The 16,835-nt window shown below is 62.6% G+C and carries 18 protein-coding genes and 1 tRNA gene; 9 read left to right on the top strand and 10 right to left on the bottom strand.

What is annotated here, in order from left to right; translation table 11 throughout:
• Positions 1-49: 49 nt before the first annotated feature.
• Positions 50-676: a VOC family protein gene (locus AC1DYJ_RS13020; protein WP_477281360.1), complete on the bottom strand. Its 627-nt coding sequence runs from the start codon at positions 674-676 to the stop codon at positions 50-52.
• 112 nt (positions 677-788) lie between these two features.
• Between AC1DYJ_RS13020 and AC1DYJ_RS13015 the strand changes: the two genes are divergently transcribed.
• Positions 789-1,397 (top strand): HD domain-containing protein, encoded by a 609-nt coding sequence (locus tag AC1DYJ_RS13015; protein WP_477281358.1) that lies wholly within the window; start codon positions 789-791, stop codon positions 1,395-1,397.
• 14 nt (positions 1,398-1,411) lie between these two features.
• Here AC1DYJ_RS13015 and AC1DYJ_RS13010 read toward each other — a convergent pair whose 3' ends face one another.
• The 5 genes from AC1DYJ_RS13010 to AC1DYJ_RS12990 form a co-directional block, all read right to left on the bottom strand.
• Positions 1,412-1,912 (bottom strand): GNAT family N-acetyltransferase, encoded by a 501-nt coding sequence (locus tag AC1DYJ_RS13010; RefSeq protein WP_477281356.1) that lies wholly within the window; start codon positions 1,910-1,912, stop codon positions 1,412-1,414.
• 45 nt (positions 1,913-1,957) lie between these two features.
• Positions 1,958-2,329: a hypothetical protein gene (locus AC1DYJ_RS13005; protein WP_477281354.1), complete on the bottom strand. Its 372-nt coding sequence runs from the start codon at positions 2,327-2,329 to the stop codon at positions 1,958-1,960.
• Between the two features lie 82 nt (positions 2,330-2,411).
• Complete coding sequence (locus tag AC1DYJ_RS13000; RefSeq protein ID WP_477281352.1) at positions 2,412-3,179, bottom strand: alpha/beta fold hydrolase; 768 nt, start codon at positions 3,177-3,179, stop codon at positions 2,412-2,414.
• 9 nt (positions 3,180-3,188) lie between these two features.
• Positions 3,189-3,764, bottom strand: coding sequence for a DUF192 domain-containing protein (locus tag AC1DYJ_RS12995; RefSeq protein ID WP_477281350.1), 576 nt, complete (start codon positions 3,762-3,764; stop codon positions 3,189-3,191).
• Positions 3,765-3,899: 135 nt separating this feature from the next.
• Positions 3,900-4,496 (bottom strand): cold-shock protein, encoded by a 597-nt coding sequence (locus tag AC1DYJ_RS12990; RefSeq protein ID WP_112563409.1) that lies wholly within the window; start codon positions 4,494-4,496, stop codon positions 3,900-3,902.
• Positions 4,497-4,855: 359 nt separating this feature from the next.
• Between AC1DYJ_RS12990 and AC1DYJ_RS12985 the strand changes: the two genes are divergently transcribed.
• The gene (locus AC1DYJ_RS12985; protein WP_477281348.1) at positions 4,856-5,296 is read left to right on the top strand and encodes a VOC family protein; all 441 of its coding nucleotides are present in this window, start codon (positions 4,856-4,858) and stop codon (positions 5,294-5,296) included.
• A 131-nt stretch (positions 5,297-5,427) separates the two neighbouring features.
• Positions 5,428-5,721 (top strand): DUF2218 domain-containing protein, encoded by a 294-nt coding sequence (locus AC1DYJ_RS12980; RefSeq protein WP_477281346.1) that lies wholly within the window; start codon positions 5,428-5,430, stop codon positions 5,719-5,721.
• 3 nt (positions 5,722-5,724) lie between these two features.
• Here the strand turns inward: AC1DYJ_RS12980 and AC1DYJ_RS12975 are convergent, their stop codons facing one another.
• From AC1DYJ_RS12975 to AC1DYJ_RS12965, 3 genes are read right to left on the bottom strand one after another with little or no spacing between them, the layout of a single operon-like run.
• The gene (locus AC1DYJ_RS12975; protein ID WP_477281344.1) at positions 5,725-6,279 is read right to left on the bottom strand and encodes a DUF1697 domain-containing protein; all 555 of its coding nucleotides are present in this window, start codon (positions 6,277-6,279) and stop codon (positions 5,725-5,727) included.
• Positions 6,276-7,532 (bottom strand): threonine ammonia-lyase IlvA, encoded by a 1,257-nt coding sequence (ilvA, locus tag AC1DYJ_RS12970; protein WP_477281342.1) that lies wholly within the window; start codon positions 7,530-7,532, stop codon positions 6,276-6,278. The genes AC1DYJ_RS12975 and ilvA overlap by 4 nt, the downstream gene beginning before the upstream one ends.
• 4 nt (positions 7,533-7,536) lie before the next feature.
• Entirely contained in the window at positions 7,537-8,385 is an 849-nt protein-coding gene (locus tag AC1DYJ_RS12965; protein ID WP_477281341.1) for an O-fucosyltransferase family protein, read from the bottom strand.
• Positions 8,386-8,481: 96 nt separating this feature from the next.
• Between AC1DYJ_RS12965 and AC1DYJ_RS12960 the strand changes: the two genes are divergently transcribed.
• The 3 genes from AC1DYJ_RS12960 (at position 8,482) to AC1DYJ_RS12950 (ending at position 12,343) form a co-directional block, all read left to right on the top strand.
• Positions 8,482-9,885 (top strand): aminopeptidase P family N-terminal domain-containing protein, encoded by a 1,404-nt coding sequence (locus tag AC1DYJ_RS12960; RefSeq protein ID WP_477426099.1) that lies wholly within the window; start codon positions 8,482-8,484, stop codon positions 9,883-9,885.
• A gap of 69 nt (positions 9,886-9,954) precedes the next feature.
• Positions 9,955-11,061 carry an alpha/beta hydrolase gene (locus tag AC1DYJ_RS12955; protein WP_477281338.1) on the top strand — a complete coding sequence of 369 codons (1,107 nt, stop codon included), beginning with the start codon at positions 9,955-9,957 and terminating at the stop codon, positions 11,059-11,061.
• A 124-nt stretch (positions 11,062-11,185) separates the two neighbouring features.
• Positions 11,186-12,343 (top strand): alpha/beta hydrolase, encoded by a 1,158-nt coding sequence (locus tag AC1DYJ_RS12950; protein WP_477281337.1) that lies wholly within the window; start codon positions 11,186-11,188, stop codon positions 12,341-12,343.
• A 257-nt stretch (positions 12,344-12,600) separates the two neighbouring features.
• Here AC1DYJ_RS12950 and ade read toward each other — a convergent pair whose 3' ends face one another.
• Complete coding sequence (gene ade, locus AC1DYJ_RS12945; RefSeq protein WP_477281335.1) at positions 12,601-14,412, bottom strand: adenine deaminase; 1,812 nt, start codon at positions 14,410-14,412, stop codon at positions 12,601-12,603.
• A gap of 347 nt (positions 14,413-14,759) precedes the next feature.
• On the opposite strand from ade, the gene AC1DYJ_RS12940 reads away from it, so the two are divergent.
• The 3 genes from AC1DYJ_RS12940 (at position 14,760) to AC1DYJ_RS12930 (ending at position 16,605) form a co-directional block, all read left to right on the top strand.
• Positions 14,760-15,611 carry an alpha/beta fold hydrolase gene (locus tag AC1DYJ_RS12940; protein ID WP_477281333.1) on the top strand — a complete coding sequence of 284 codons (852 nt, stop codon included), beginning with the start codon at positions 14,760-14,762 and terminating at the stop codon, positions 15,609-15,611.
• Between the two features lie 113 nt (positions 15,612-15,724).
• Entirely contained in the window at positions 15,725-16,384 is a 660-nt protein-coding gene (locus AC1DYJ_RS12935) for an outer membrane protein (RefSeq protein WP_477281331.1), read from the top strand.
• Between the two features lie 135 nt (positions 16,385-16,519).
• Positions 16,520-16,605, top strand: a tRNA-Leu gene (locus tag AC1DYJ_RS12930).
• Positions 16,606-16,835 lie beyond the last annotated feature (230 nt).

Genomic DNA, 16,835 nt, shown 5'->3' with positions numbered 1-16,835 from the left:
GCCGCCCTCCCAGGAAACGGGCCAGCGGACCCGCGCGATGCCGAGCCTTTCAGGTCGGCAGCGGCTTTCCAGCCTGTTCCGCCACGATATGTTCGGCATACCAGTCGGGCCAGTTCACATCATACTGCCCGCCGGTCCGCTTCTCGTGCTCGCCATGGGCCGCCGCCGCGCGCCGCAGTGCAGTCGCAACTTCGCCCACCGAGGTGAATATCGTGTCCCCGGCGTCCACGCGCCCAGGCAGACGCTGGGTGATTTCCTGCAGGATGAAGCTGTTGCCGTCGGGATCGCTGAACGTGACATAGGAGGAATAGCTGCGCCCTTCCGGATGCCGGCCGCTGACCGGCGGCTGCCCGGGCCCCGCACGGTGGAACACTTCGCTCGCCTCGACACCGCGCGCCACGAGTTCGGCGTGTGCGGCCACGATATCGGACACCACGAGGTAAAGTCCCTTGGCCGAACCCGGCGCGGCTGTCGTCAGGCCCTTGCCGAAATGGATCGAGCACGGCGAGCCCGGAGGGGTGAACTGAATGACCCGGAACGCATCGCCGACGACGAAGTCGGCGTCGAGCCGCCAACCCAGGCCGCCATAAAACTGTTTGGACCGCTCAGCATCCGCAACGGCAATGATGACGGCCTCGAGCTTCATGTCGATCTTCCCCGGCACGGTATTCGTCATGTCAGCCTCCTCAGTTGGATGGAATTGGCAACATTCCCCAGAGCCCCTGCCCGCGCAAGGTTTGAAATGATTGGTTTTGACTCCTGGGGGCTGAGATCGGTTAACTGGACGGATGACAAACTTGAAAGACCAGCCCTTGATCGACGAACCGCTGAAGCGGCTACTCTCGGCGCTCTATCGGGCCGAGGACCGCCACTACCACAACCTCAGACATATCGAGGCGATGCTGGCGCTGGCCGAGGACTATCGCGCGTCGCTGCATGATCCCGAAGCCGTCGAAGCCGCGATCTGGTTCCACGACGCCGTCTATGACAGCAAGGCCAAGGACAATGAGGCGCAAAGCGCGGCCCTTGCCGAGAAAGATCTGGCCGGACGCACCGATGCGGAACGCTTGAGCCGCATCAGCGCGATGATCCTCGCCACATCGACGCACCAGCTGCCGTCGTTCGACGATGCGGCGGGGCTGCGGGACGCCAGCCTTTTCCTCGACATGGATCTGTCGATCCTGGGCGCCGCGCCCGATGCGTTCGACGCCTATGAGCGTGCGGTCCGACGCGAATATGCCTGGGTCGAGGAGCCGATGTGGCGCGCCGGCCGCGGCGCTGTCCTGAAGACTTTCCTCGCTCGAGACCACATTTTCCACACGGATGAATTCCGGCAGCGGTTCGAACCGCAGGCGAGGCAGAACATAGCGCGCTCGATCGAAGCTCTGACCGGCTGATCATTGTCGCGGCATTAGTCCGGAAAAGTTTCCATGCGCTGTGCGTAAGCCTTGAAGCCTGCGCGGCTGTAGACCGATTGTGCGGCCGGATGATCATAGGTGTCGGTATGCAGCCAGATCCTTTGCGGCGCATGCGACCAGACGGCCCGAAGCGCCTGGTCGAGCAGGAACGGCCCGAGCCTGCGGCCATGGAAAGCGGGAACCAGTCCGAAATGGACCAGCTCGACGTCAGGCTGGCCGACGCCGTTGAATTCGCACAGGCCGGCGGCCGCGCCCTCGACGCGCAGCACGTGGATGTGTGTCGAGGGCAGCGCCAGCAGGCGCTCCAGCTCCGCTGCGGGCATGCGCAGCCGCTGGTCCCACTGCACCGGCTCGCCGACGGCGCGGTAGAGGCTGATGTAACTGGCGCTGTCCAGCCTCTCCAGCGCAACCGAGGCGCCGGCAGCCGGCTTGGCGCGGGCGGGCGCCGGATCCGCCTGGCGCATTTCCATGTAGGTAACGAGAAGATCAACCAAAGCGGCACCACCGCGAGAAGCAGCAAGGCGGCGGGTCGCGCGCAATCACGTAAAAGCGCCGATCGTCGATGCCATTGCCGCCAGCAGCGTCAGCCCGCCCGCCACCGACAGCCCGTTCAGGACAATCCCCAAGAGCCCAAGCCCGCGACTGTCGTTGGCGCGTGCCAGCGCCATCACGCCGAAGACCACGCCGGTGATGTGCGCTATTGGTCCGGCGAGCAGAAACACCGCCGCGAAGATAGCCGTTCCGATGTTCTGGGCGCGTTGCGATGCGTCGCTCGGCATCGCCACCATGATGGCGATCGCAACAGCTCCGGCAGCGAAAGCAGCCAGCGCCAGTATAACGGAACGTTTGCCGAACGTCGTTCGCGCGACCGTGCCTGGCACGGCGTCCGCGCCCCTTCCCCATTGCGCCATAGTGCCCCCTAGGCATGATCCCGAAAAGTGGGAACCGGTTTTCGGAAAAGATCATGCGTGAACAAAAAAATTGCCATCCGCTCTAGAGCGGATTTTCGGCGTAAAACTCCAGCACGCGCTGCTTGAAGGTCTTGTCGCCGACCGCCGGCATGTGATCGCGGCCTTCGATGTGAAATGCCCTGGCATTCGGCATGAGAGCGGCCAGTTCGTCGGGCGAACCGCCGATATCGTCTGTCGTTCCCACCGCAATCAACGTCGGTTGGGCGATGCGCGTCATGTCATCCTCGCTGAGCAGTTCGCGCGAGGTGGCGATGCAGGCCGCCAGCGCCCGGCGGTCGCTGCGCGTCTGATCGGCGAAGGCGCGAAACGAGCGGCCGCGCGGATGGCTGGTGGCGGCCGGATCATCGGCCAGCAGCGCTTCGGCGATCGGATCCCAGTCGCCGACGCCGTCGACCATGCCGATGCCGAGGCCGCCGAAGACCAGTGTCGCCACCTTGTCGGGATCGGACAGCGCCAGGAACGCCGAGATGCGCGCACCCATCGAATAGCCCATGACATGCGCACGCCCGATGCCGAGATGGTCGAGCAGCGCTGCCGCATCCGATGCCATTTTGGCCGGCGTATAGTCGGCCTCGTCATAGCTCTTCGACGACGAGCCATGGCCGCGATTGTCGAAGGCGATGGCGCGGTAGCCGGCGTCGTTCAGCGTCTTGAACCAGCCCGGCGACACCCAGTTGACGTAGTGGCTGGAGGCAAAGCCGTGGATCATCAGCACCGGATCACCACTGCCCGACGCCGGCTGGCGGTCGAGAAAGGCAAGGTCGAACCCGTCATGAGAAAAGAACTGCATCGACACCATTCAACCCGCGCCGGGCGTTGGCGAGTCACCCTTGTCTGCCGGCGGCATGCCAGGCCCGGGCGCCGTGCCGACGGCCGGATGGCGCAGCAGATCGCCATACTCGATGCCGTTTTTGGCGGCAATGCCGGCCTTGAGCTCGAGCACGAAGCGCACCGGCACGCCTGGCGAGATGACCGCATCGGAGAACGGCTCGCCATGCTTGACCGCGCGGATCTTGCCGTCCTGGCCGACAAAGATCAGGTCGAGCGGCATCGGCGTGTTGCGCATCCAGAAGCCGACCTGCTTCTGCATCTCGAAGACGAACAGCATGCCATGATCGTCCGCCATGTCCCGGCGGTACATCAGGCCGGCCTCGCGCTCCGCTTCGGTGTTCGCGACTTCGATGGTGAAGGATTTGTCCCCGCCTTTCGTCGCCACCACCAGCGGTGTCGGATCGACGGGAAGGATCATCGCCTGGCTGTCGCCGGCGGCAGCCTGCTGGGACGCGGTCGGCCGCCCCGAATAGAAGTAGGCGCCGGCGGCCACGGCAACGATGACGCAGAGCGCGCCCGCAGTCAGCCAGTTCCTGTGCGCCATCTGAAATCCTCGACCGGAAACCATGATCCCCAAAGCGGCCTCAGGTATTCGGATAAGATCGTGGTGAAAGCAAGAAAACAAGGAAAGAGAGCCGTCCCGAATTCGTCGGCCCGAATTCCTCAGAATGCTCGCGTCCTAATGCGCGACCGGCAAGGTGCCCATATCGGGGTGAATCTCGGCAGCCATAAGGCCCTTGTCACCGCGTCCGAAACGCACCAGCACGACCTGTCCGGGCCTGAGCTCGGTGATGCCGTAGCGGCGCAGCGTCTCCATATGGACGAAGATATCCTCGGTGCCCTCGCCCCTGGTCAGGAAGCCGAAGCCCTTGGTGCGGTTGAACCACTTCACCAGCGCCCGCTCGAGGCCGCTTTCCGGCGTCACCGACACATGGGTGCGCTGTTCCTGCATCTCGGCCGGGTGGATCGCCGTGGTGGTGTCCATCGACAGCACCCGGAACGCCTGCAGACCGCGGTCGCCATGCTTGACGAGACACACGACGCGCGCGCCTTCCAGCGCAGTCTGGAAACCGTCCTTTCGAAGACACGTCACATGGAGGAGGATGTCACCCGAAGAGCCGTCATCGGGAAGTATGAAGCCGTAGCCCTTGGCCACGTCGAACCATTTGATGGCGCCGGCGATTTCGACCAGATCGGCGGTGTCGCCGCCACTGTCGCGCTTCAGGGCGTCGTCAAGGTTCTCATCCCGCCTCGTGAAAGAGGCCCTATCCCCCATAAGAACGCCCCCTTTTTTTCAAGAAAACCGCAAGTGATTCTTGACATCAGATTAACACCGCCGCTTCCGGGGTGTGCAAGACCTGCCGTGCCTTTTTTCACGGTTCGATACAAGAATACCTAATTAGTTGTTTGCCGGCGTTGCCGGTTGGCGGCACCGCTGGTCGATCGCACCTCCAACCGGTCGGCAATTTGCGCCGGATTTTGCCGGAATCGGCAACCACTTGTCGGCAGGGTGCTTTTGTCAGAGCAATCCGACTTTTCCAGAACCGGCGAGCGCTTTTAAGTCCGATGCTCGTTGCCCTTCGGCGGGGCGGACTCTATGTTGCCTCGCAACCCAAACATCCCCGAGGAAATCCCATGCGCTACCTCCACACCATGGTCCGTGTCGCCGACGTCGATGTCTCGCTCGATTTCTATGTCAACAAGCTCGGCCTGAAGGAAGTGCGCCGCTATGAAAACGAGCAGGGCCGCTTCACGCTGATCTTCCTCGCTGCGTCCGAGGACGAAGCGAGCGGCATCGCCGAAAAGGCGCCGCTGATCGAGCTGACCTACAATTGGGATCCGGAGGACTACAAGGGCGGCCGCAATTTCGGCCACCTCGCCTATGAGGTCGACGACATCTACGCCACCTGCCAGCATCTGATGGACAGTGGCGTCGTCATCAACCGGCCGCCGCGCGACGGCAACATGGCTTTCGTCAAGTCGCCCGACGGCATCTCATTCGAGCTGCTGCAGAAGGGACCGGCCAAGCCCAAGGCCGAGCCGTGGGCGTCGATGCCGAACACCGGCACCTGGTAAGCAATCACGTCATCTTGAAGCGAGGCGGTCGGGGTTAAAGCCGGCCGCCTTTGCGATTCCGGCTCACGCCACCTATGTAGGCGGTCATCGCGCCCAGCCGACAGCCAGCGCTCAGACCAAGGAATTCGCTTATGCCGTCCAGCCATGCCGATGTCGCCACCGAACACGCCAGCCGCTATTTGCAGCAGTTGTGCAAACACTGGGCACACAAATTTCCCGTCGAGTTCGATCCGAACCATGGCACCATCGATCTGACGCTGGGCCGCACGGTTCTCGATGCCGACGCGGCAGCGCTGCACATCACCGTGTCGACGGATGAAGGCGGATCGCTGGAGCGGCTGGAAAGCGTCGTTGCCGATCACATCAAGCGCTTTGCCTTCCGCGAAGAACTGATCTTCGAATGGAAGCAGGCTTCGGCGACTTAGCCCTTATTTTGCGCCGGCCTGGCCGGCCATCTCCAGCAGCGCCAATACCGAACGCCAGTTGCGCGCGGTGCCCGGCACTTTGAGCACGCGCGGAAGAAGGTTGGCGAACACCGATTTGCCGAGCCCGTCCGGCGCCTTGAGGTAGAGCACGTCGCCCTTGACCTCGAAACTCTCGGGGCCGGTGCATTTTTCGGCAAGTCTGGCGATCTCGTCCGCCGTCGGCTCACGCTCCAGCGTATAGGCGTGCAGCTTGCTCGGATCGCCGGCCACTTCCGGATAGGGGTTTTCGCTCACCAGCCGCTCAAACCAGCCGAGGTCGCGCACCATGATGCGCGAATGAAAACCCCATTGTTTCTCGAAGGCGGCCTCTAACTGTTTGGTCAGTGCGGCTGGGTCGCCCTTCCTGGCGCGGAACACGACATTGCCGCTCTGCACATAGCTGGCGACGTCGGTGAAGCCGAGCGCCTCGAAAAACGCCCGCAACTCCGCCATCTTGACGATACGGTTGCCGCCGACATTGATGCCGGAAAACAGCGCGACGAACACAGTGCTGCTCATATGATGAACCCGGCCAGCGTCTCGTTGTCGGTGATGTCCTGGTAGTGCACGCCCTCGGCCTCGAAATTCGCCTTCAGCAGGTCGAAATTGCGCCGGTCCTTGGTTTCGATGCCGATCAGCACCGAACCGAAATTGCGCGCCGATTTCTTCAGATATTCGAAGCGGGCGATGTCATCGTCGGGACCGAGCATTTCGAGGAAGTCGCGCAGCGCACCCGGCCGCTGCGGGAAACGGATGATGAAGTACTTCTTCAGCCCCTCGAAGCGCAGCGCCCGCTCCTTCACATCGGGCAGCCGCTCGAAATCGAAATTGCCGCCCGACACCACCGCGACGATGGTCTTGCCGCGGATTTCCTTGCGCGAAAAATCCTTCAGCGCATCGATCGCCAGCGCACCGGCCGGCTCCAGCACCACGCCCTCGATGTTGAGCATTTCGATCATGGTGGCGCAGAGCCGGTTCTCGGGGATCAGACGGACAGCATCAGCGGCAAACTCCTTGAGGTGGCGCAATGGCTCGCGGCCGATCTCGGCCACCGCCGCGCCGTCGACGAAATTGTCGACATTAGCGAGCTTGATACGCTTGCCGCTGGCCAGGCTCTCATGCAGGCTCGGCGCGCCGGCCGGCTCGCAGAAGACGTAGCGGGCTTCGCGCTGCTGGTCGGCGAAATAGTGCGTCACCCCGGCCGCCAGGCCCCCGCCGCCGACCGGCAGCATGATGATGTCGGGCATGCGCGCGCCGGGCATCTGGTCGGCGATCTCATAGGCAACGGTGGCCTGCCCTTCGATGATATCCTTGTGGTCGAAGGGCGGCACCATATGCGCGCCCGAACTTTCGGTGAATTCGAAGGCGGCGCGATAGCAGTCGTCGAAGAAGTCGCCGACCAGCCTGATTTCGACGAAATCGCCGCCGAACAGCCGCGTCTTGTCGATCTTCTGCTGCGGTGTCGTCACCGGCATGAAGACCACGCCCTTTTTGCCGAAATGGCGGCACACGAAGGCAAAGCCTTGCGCATGGTTGCCGGCCGAGGCGCAGACGAACAGTTCGGCCTCGTTGCCGGCGGCCAGCGCCTTGCGGAAGAAGTTGAAGGCGCCGCGGATCTTGTAGGAGCGCACCGGCGAAAGGTCCTCGCGCTTCAGCAGCACCCGCGCCCCGGTCTTCTTCGACAGATAGTCGTTTTCCTGCAGCGGCGTTTCGGGAAAGATTTCGCGGATCGCTGCAGCGGCGACGCCAACACGGGCGGAAAAGCTGTTCATGAAATCATCCCCAGATCGCCTGGCGCAAGGCGCCCGGCGGCTTCGGCAGAACCCGCCAGGACGACAGCGGCCCATGCCAGAACGGTTCGTAATACACGCTACCCTTGGACAGCAAGCCGGCGACATAACTCAGCGAGCTTTTCGCCATGATCAGGCAGTCGGCCGCGATCAATGCCGAGATCGTGGAAAACACATCTGAATTCAGCTCGAACGAACAGCTGTCTGCCAATGGCCCAAAGTCGGATTCGACACCTTGCGAGAAGATGACGACGCGGTGCCGCGGGTGGTCGCGCTGCACGTGGCTGATGTTTCGCAGGATGCTGGCGTTGTCGGTCAGTCGGGATGCAAGGGCAGCGTCACCGGCGACATCGCCACGCCTGACGTGAACGGCGATCGTGGGAACCTCGAATCTTCGCTGCGGCAAGGCGAGCCGCGCGCGAAACTCATCGGCCAGCTGGCTGTAAAGATCAGGATTGCGCTCGGCAAAGCCGTGGAAGTGCTGCTGTGCGACAACGGCCGGAGCGCCGCGATAGCCCTGGCTGAAGGTCTCGCCCGAAATGATCGGCACGCCATCGGGAACGCCCGGAGCACCTTGCCCGAGATTGAAGGCCGCTTCCCACCTTGCCGCAAAAACCTTCGGCTCCTCACCGTGATCGACCGAAGTGAACGACGAATGGAAATAGGCAAGTCCAGCCGCCCGCGAAAACAGGATCGCCGACATCACGGCATGGACCTGGGCGCCGCCGCCGTCCGTCTTGCCGGCGCAGGTGATGCCGAGCAGCGATCCGGGCTCGATCCTGGAAAGGTCTAGAAAATCACTGCTTGCGAAGCTGCGGCGTTTGAACCCGAACATGTCGAACGCCTATTGCATAATTCGCCGTTTGCAGCCACCGATGCGATCGCTCGATCCTTCATCGATGCGCCATCAAAATCACTGGAGCGCCGTTCCATGCCTGTTTCGGCTGTCGCCMTGAAAACCGTCACGCTTCCCGAGTTCGGCGAGTCGACCGTGATGCCGCTGCTTCAGCGCCGCACCTACGAAGCGCGCATCGAGGCTCTGCTGGCGCGCGGCACTGACGCCGGGCTCGACGCCTTCGCCGTCTATGGCGACCGCGAGCATGCGGCCAATGTCGCCTATCTCAGCGGCTACGATCCGCGTTTCGAAGAGACGCTGCTGGTTATCGTCCCCGGCAGCCAGCCAAAACTTCTCGTCGGCAATGAGGGCTGGGGCTACGCCGAAATCTGCGGCGGGCCCTATGAGCGCGTCCTCTACCAGACCTTCTCGCTGCCGGCGCAGCCACGCGACCGCTCCGCCACGCTCGCCGACACGCTTGCCGCCTGCGGCCTGAAGGGCGGCCAGAAAATCGGCGCCATCGGCTGGAAGCCGTTCGGCCCCGGCGATGGCGGATTTGGCGAGGCGACGCTCGACCTGCCATCCTTCATCGCCGACACGCTTCGCACACTGGCCGGAGACAAGGGCGCGGTAATCAACGCCGCCAACCTTCTGATGAACCCGATGGATGGTCTGCGCGCCATCAACGAGGCCGATCAGCTGGCAGCCTTCGAATTCGCCGCCACCTTTTCCTCGCAAGGCCTGCGCAACGTGCTGAGCGGTATCGAGCCCGGCATGACCGAATTGCAGGCCGCGAAGCTGATGGGGATGAACGGCCTGCCCTTGTGCTGCCACCCGATGCTGTCCGCCGGCAAGCGTGCGCCCTACGGCCTGCCCAGCCCGCGCCTGGACATCATCAAGCGCGGCGATCCGATCACCATGGCCTATGGCATCCAGGGGTCGCTCAATGCCCGCGCCGGCTTCCTGGTCGAAAGTGCGGCCGAGCTTCCCAACGACATAAGCGACTATGTCGAAAAACTGGTCGCGCCCTATTTCGCTGCCGTCGTCGACTGGTACGAGACCATCGGCATTGGCGTTACCGGCGGTGCGCTGTGGAAAGCCGTGCATGACCGCATAGGCGATCCGTTCTTCGGCGTCTCACTCAATCCCGGCCATCTCGTCCATATCGACGAATGGATGCATTCGCCGGTGTTTTCCGGTTCGGACATCAAGCTGCGGTCGGGCATGGCGCTGCAGGTCGACATCATTCCGGCGACCGGAACCAGCTATTTCACCACCAACATCGAGGACGGCATCGCGCTCGCGGATGAGGCCTTGCGCGAGGAGATCGCCGCCCGTTACCCCGAGGCCTGGCACCGGATCGAGGCGCGCCGCGCTTTTATGGGCGATGTGCTCGGCATCAGGCTGAAGCCCGAGGTGCTGCCCTTCTCAAACATACCGGCGTTCCTGCCGCCATTTTGGCTTTCGCGCAACAGTGCGATGACTGTGGCCCGGCGCTGAACGCATTTAGGCTGGACACGACTTACTTCCGCCGCACTCTCACTGTCCGGGAGGTGTCGCGGAGGGTGGATGGCCCTTTTGGGGCTTAAGTGGAATTTTGACGTGCGTTTGAAGACGATTTGCATTCTTGCGCTTGCCTTGCTTGTGGCAGGCTGCGGCGGCCGTAAAACCGAGGAACTGCTCGGCAGCGCCGTCATGTCCACGCCGGTGACCGAAATCTCGGGCAATCACTCGATCTTCATCGCCACGACGCGCAAGAAATCCGATGATCCCAACAAGGTTTTCGACGGCGAGCGCTCGGCGACGCTGAACTACGCCCGCGTCAACGTCACCGTTCCCGGCATCCACCAGACCGGCCAGATCGAACGCCGTTCGCGTGGCAATTCCAACGACCCGGCGAAATATTTCATGGCTTCCGAGGTTGTCGGCTATGACGCGCAGCCGAAATTCTCCAGTGCGCTCAACGCCGACATCGCCGCGCGCGGTGGCCGCGTCATGGTCTTCGTGCATGGCTACAACACCGGCTTCGACGACGCGGTCTACCGCCTGACCCAGATCGTCCATGATTCCGGCTATCCCGGCACCCCGGTGCTGTTTTCCTGGGCCTCGGGCGCCAAGACCACCGACTATGTCTATGACAAGGAAAGTGCCAGCGCCGCCCGCGACCAGCTCGAAGTGACCTTGCGCATGCTGCAGCAGTCCGGCGCGCGGCGCATCGACATCGTCGCCCATTCGCTCGGAACCTGGGTCACCATGGAAACGCTGCGCCAAATGGCCATCACCGGCGACCGCGATCTCGGCGGCAAGCTCGGCGATGTGGTGCTGGCCTCGCCCGACATCGATGTCGACGTGTTCAAGAGCCAGATGCGCCGCTACGGCAAGCCGGACAAGCCGTTCATCCTGCTGCTCTCCGACGATGACCGTGCGCTGCGGCTCTCCGGCCTGATCGCCGGCTCGCGGCCGCGCGTCGGCGACTACAAGGATGCCGCCGACCTCGCCGCCTATGGCGTCACCGTGGTCGACCTCTCCAAGGTCAAGGGAACCGACAGCTTCAACCACACCAAATTCGCCGACAATCCCGAACTGGTGAAGATGATCGGCCAGCGGCTGCGCGAGGATGACGGCTTTGCCAGCGACCAGACGGTGACCGACCGCATCAGCGCGCTCGGGCAATAGTTGACGGCTTCATTGGGCAGCGTGCAGTTGCCCCCCGCGCCCACTTTGAACTGGACCGGACCGGCCTCTGGCTTTATCGGAATAGCCGGAGGCGTTAATATTTGCCGCCTTGAGGGAATTTCGCGTGAACGTGCGTTGGAAGACTGTCCTCGTCCTTGCGTTCGCGCTCGCCGTCACCGGCTGCGCCGGCCGGAACACGCATGACCTCCTGAACAAGACGACGGTGTCGGTGCCCGCCTCCGACATCGCGGCCACGCACGAAATCTTCGTCGCCACCACCCGCCAGCCGGCGACCAAGGATCCGCGCCAGGTGTTCGACGGCGATCGTTCGCTGACCACCAACTACGCCCGCGTCGACGTCACCGTGCCGAAGGTTCACCAGGTCGGCGCCATCGAACGCGCCAAGGGTTCGGCCAACTCCAACCCGGCCAAGCAGTTTACCGCCACCGAGGTCGTCCACTACGGGGACCAGCAGCAATTTGCTAACGCCGTCGGCGGCAACATCGCAATAAGTGGCGACCGCGCGCTGGTGTTCGTGCACGGCTTCAACAACGGTTTCGACGACGGCGTCTTCCGGCTGACGCAGATCGCCCATGACACCAAATACCCAGGCACTCCGGTGCTGTTTTCCTGGGCCTCGAGCGGCAAGACGACCGGTTACATCTACGACAAGGACAGCTCGACCGCTGCGCGCGACGATCTAGAAGCGACGCTCAGGATGCTCGCCAAGACAAAGGTCAAGAGCATCGACATCATCGCCCATTCGATGGGAACCTGGCTGACCATGGAGGCGCTGCGCCAGCTCGCCATCACCGGCGACCGCGATCTCGGCGGCAAGCTCGGCTATGTCGTCCTCGCCTCGCCCGATATCGATGTCGACGTCTTCAAGAAACAGATGATCCGCTACGGCAAACCCGACAAGCCGTTCGCCATCCTGCTTTCGGGAGACGACCGTGCGCTGAAGCTGTCGTCCATCATCTCCGGCGACAAGCCGCGCGTCGGTGACTACGGCAATGCGGCCGACCTCGCCAGCTATGGCGTGGTCGTGGCGGATCTGACCAAGACCAAGGGCGGTGACCGTTTGAACCATGCCAAGTTCGCGGACAATCCGATCCTGGTGCAATTGCTCGGTGACCGACTGCGTACACCAGCTGCGCTGCGATCGAACGATCCGGGCGAGTTTGACGATATCGGCAAGGGGATCGGCAAGGCCGTCGGCTCCATGGCCGAAGTCGTCATCACCACCCCGTTCAAGGTGCTGACCATCGCCACCGGCGGGTGAAGGACTTTATCTCGTGCCGTACTCGATGTGGATATTTGGCTTAGGCGCTATTGGTATTCTAGTCTATTTCAACCTCCTTGATAAGGATACGCAACGATGGAGAAAAATAGAAAATAGAAACGACATGTGCGCCTATATCGCGTTTTTTGGATCTATTGTGTTAGGGATTGCTGTGTCCTTATTTGAAAACTATCTCTTCTAATTCCGCTTACAAAAGTCCACGCAGAGCTACAGTGAGCTTGGATACCCCGAACAGCTTATATAAAAAGATCGACCTTCTGAAACGTCGTCACGTCGATCAGGCCGACATCGGAAATCCTCAGCTCCGGAATGACGACCAACGCTAGCAGCGAATGCTGCATATAGGCGTTGTTGAGCGAGCAACCCATCTTGCGCATCGCCTCGGTCAGCTCCTCCGCCTTGGCCGCGACGATTTCGGCGCGCTCGTCCGACATCAGCCCGGCGATCGGCATTTCGACCAGCGCCAGTTCCTTGCCCTTTGAAAACAGCACCACGCCGCCGCCAACCTCGCCCAGCCGGTTGACGGCCAGCGCCATGTCTTCCTTGTTGGTGCCGACGCAGATGATGTGATGGCTGTCATGCGCCACGCTGGAGGCCATGGCGCAGTCGCGCATATAGCCGAAGCCGGAGACGAAGGCGTTGGTGACGCCGCCTGTGCCTCGATGGCGCTCGACCAGCGCTATCTGGCAGATGTCGTTGCGACGGTCCATGGCGACCAGCCCGTCCTCGACCGGCAGATCGGCCTCCAGCGCCCGCGTCGGCGCCTGGTTCTCGATGACGCCGATGACCCTGACCCGCACCTCATTGGCGCCCTTGGGCGCCACGATGTCGAAGTCGCCTGACTTGAGCTTCTTGCCGAGCTTGACCGTGTTCTTGGCCGTCTTCGGATAGTCATAGGCCGGAATGTCGATCTCAAGCTTGCCGCCCTTGGCCAGCCTGATGCCGCGGCCATAGACCTCGTCGATGGTCATGGCGGCGAGATCGGAGACGATCAGCAGGTCGGCCAGCCGTCCCGGCGCAATCGAGCCGATCTCGCGCTCCAGCTTGAAATGCTGGGCGGTGTTGAGAGTCGCCATCTGGATCGCCGTCACCGGCTTCAGCCCCTGCTGGATGGCGTGGCGCACCACCCGGTCCATGTGGCCTTCATGCACCAGCGTGCCGGAATGGCTGTCATCGGTGCACAGGATGAAATTGCGAGGATCGATGCCACTCTCGGTCACCGCCTTGATCTGCGCAGCGACATCGTACCAGGCCGAGCCGAGTCGCAGCATCGCCTTCATGCCCTGGCGCACCCGCGCGATCGCATCCTCGGCGCGCGTGCCCTCATGGTCATCCTCCGGTCCGCCGGCGACATAGCCGTGGAACGGCAGGCCGAGATCGCGCGAGGCATAGTGGCCGCCAACGGTCTTGCCGGCCCTCACGGTCGCGGCGATCTCGCCCGACATCACCGGATCGTTGGCGGCGACACCGGGGAAATTCATCACCTCGCCAAGGCCGATGATGTTCTCCCAGGTCATCGCCTCGGTGACATCGGCAACCGTCAGTTCGGCGCCGGCATGCTCCAACCCAGGTGCGGAAGGCACGCAGGACGGCATCTGCACGTGCACGTTGATCGGCATGGCGACAGCTTCGTCATGCATCAGCCGCACGCCGGGCAGGCCAAGCACATTGGCGATCTCATGCGGATCGATGAACATCGAGGTGGTGCCGTGCGGAATGACGGCGCGGCAGAACTCGGTCACCGTCACCATGCCGCTCTCGACATGCATATGCGCGTCGCAAAGGCCAGGCACCAGATAGCGGCCGCCGGCATCGACCACCTTGGTGCCCTGGCCGATGGCATGGCTGGCATTGGGCCCGCAATAGGCGAAGCGTCCGCCGGCAATGGCGATGTCGGTGCCAGCGATGATCTCGCCCGAATGCACATTCACCCAGCGGCCGTTGCGAATGACGAGATCGGCCGGCTTGCGCCCGGTCGCGACGTCGACCAGATGCGTCGCCATCTCGGTCCAGGGCTTGGGTTTCGTCGCGTGCGCGGTCTTTGCCATCGGAGACTCCTGTTTGCCCGACTGTGCCAAGCCGGCATGGCTTTGACCAGCGATTGCGGGCGAAATCCGTTCGGCGATCTTCATTTGTGCCGGCACTTGTGCTATAGTTTTTCACATGGTGCTGATTTGCGCCGATGCCCCGCCGCAAGGCGGGTTTTTTGTTGCCATTGCCGTCCCAGGCGCAACCGGACGCGTTGCGGCGGGCGGCACGGTTTGAAATTTCAATTTCACGCTGCCAGCCCGAAACCCCGTTCGTTGACTCCGCACAGGCGGAGACTGTTAAATCGGCCTTCGCTATCGTCCAAGGGCGAAACGACCCAAGGACGAAACCCTCCTGAGGTGAAGTCATGACCCGGTTCCTGAAAGCGTTTGTCTTCGTCACCCTGTTCCTGATCTCGGCCGGCTTTGCATCCGCCGAGGAACGTTGGCAGACCTTGCCGGAGCCGGCGGCGATGCCCAAACCGGATCAGAGCGGCTATGCGCCGGTCAACGGCATCCAGATGTACTACGCCGTTTTCGGCGCCGGCGATCCGATCCTTCTGATCCATGGCGGCCTTGGCCACGCCGACATCTGGGCGAGCCAGGTGGCGACGATGTCCAAGACCCACAAGGTGATCGTCGCCGACAGCCGCGGCCATGGCCGATCCACCCGCACCGAGCAGCCTTACGGCTATGACCTGATGGCGTCCGACTATCTGGCCCTGCTCGACTACCTCAAGATCGACAAGACCGCTCTTGTCGGCTGGAGCGACGGCGGCATTATCGGCATCGACATCGCCCTGCATCATCCGGAGCGGCTGACCCGGCTCTTTGCGCAAGCCGCCAATGTCACCACCGATGGCGTCGATCCCGGCGTGATGACCAACAAGACCTTTGCCGCCTACATCGACCGCTCGGGCCGCGACTACAAGAAGATGTCGAAGACGCCCGATCAGTACGATGCCTTCGTGGCGCAGATCAGCCACATGTGGGAGTCGGAGCCGGCCTGGACCAAGGAACAGCTCGGCAAGATCACCACGCCGACCGCAATCGTTGCCGGCGACCACGACGAGGCGATCAAGCGCGAACACACCGAATATATGGCCTCCGTCATTCCGGGCGCCAAGCTTATCATCCTGCCCAATGCCAGCCATTTCGCCATGCTTCAGGCGCCGGACGAATATAGCCAGGCGGCGCTGGACTTCATCGACGCCAAATAGCGAGCACATGCAGCGACGGCATATTTCGTTCGCTGAACAATGGGTTTCGTTTTACTGCGAATAGGGCTACCTTGCGTCAAGGAGTCTTCTGAACCGCCATTTCGGGGAGCCCGATGCGTCATCTGACGCTCGCAACTGCCGGATTTCTGACCGCTCTGGCCGCGCCGGCTTTTGCCGCCGACCCGATGGCGGTGCCGATGACCGAACCGGGCTTCGACTGGACCGGCTACTATGCCGGTCTGCAGGGCGGCTACGGCTGGGGTCAGTCCGACATCACGGGAACGGAGGGCGAGCCGTTTTCCACCTCGCCCGACATCGATGGCGGTTTTGTCGGCGGCCACGTCGCTGGCCTGTGGCAGTTCGACCAGGCGGTGATCGGCGCCGAGGCCGAGCTCAACTATGCCCGTATCAAAGGCACGACGGTGCTAGGCCCCCCGGGAAATGATTTCGGTACCGACATCAAGTGGTTCGGGTCGGTCAACGCCAAGGCCGGCTTCGCCATGGACCGGCTGCTGGTCTACGGCATTGGCGGCGTCGCTTTCGGCGGCATCGAGACCTCGCAAGCCCCCGACTTTTCCAGCACAAGCACGCATGTCGGCTGGACGGTCGGCGCCGGCGTCGACTACGCGCTGACCGACAAGTTCGTCGTCGGCGCCCAATATCGCTACTACGATTTCGGCTCCGAGCACCATGACGGGTCCGACGAATTCGTCGGCCGCAACCAGGACGTCAAGCTGAACACGGTCGGCATCAACCTCAGCTACAAGTTCTGAGCGTCCTCGGCGACTGAGATTTTCCTCACAACCTGTTGTTTTGAAATGGCGAAGCATCTTTTGCGAGTCCGGGCGACGATCCCCGGCAAAAGATGGCTTGACGGGTTTTCGCTGGCGTCTGAAAAGGACTGGCCTGCGGACGTGGCGGAATTGGTAGACGCAAGGGACTTAAAATCCCTCGATCTCTGATCGTACGGGTTCGATTCCCGTCGTCCGCACCAGGTTGAAATCGATCAGCGACCACTCTTTTTGTCCGCGACCCCGCACCATCTGCCGGACTTGAGCGCACCCCTCCCCGGTAAACGTGCCACCCTATGACCGACTTGGTGACATTAGAGGCAGCGTGGCAGCGGGACCGACCCGATCCGGGACCAGGCGACGTTCCCGCACAAGCCTGCGTGCAGCTTCATGGAAGTGGCGACGGCGTTACTAAGGCTATTCCTCAGGGTTT

The sequence above is a fragment of the Mesorhizobium sp. P2_B11 genome (genome assembly GCF_056404855.1).
This window is presented reverse-complemented; position numbering and strand designations above follow the sequence as displayed.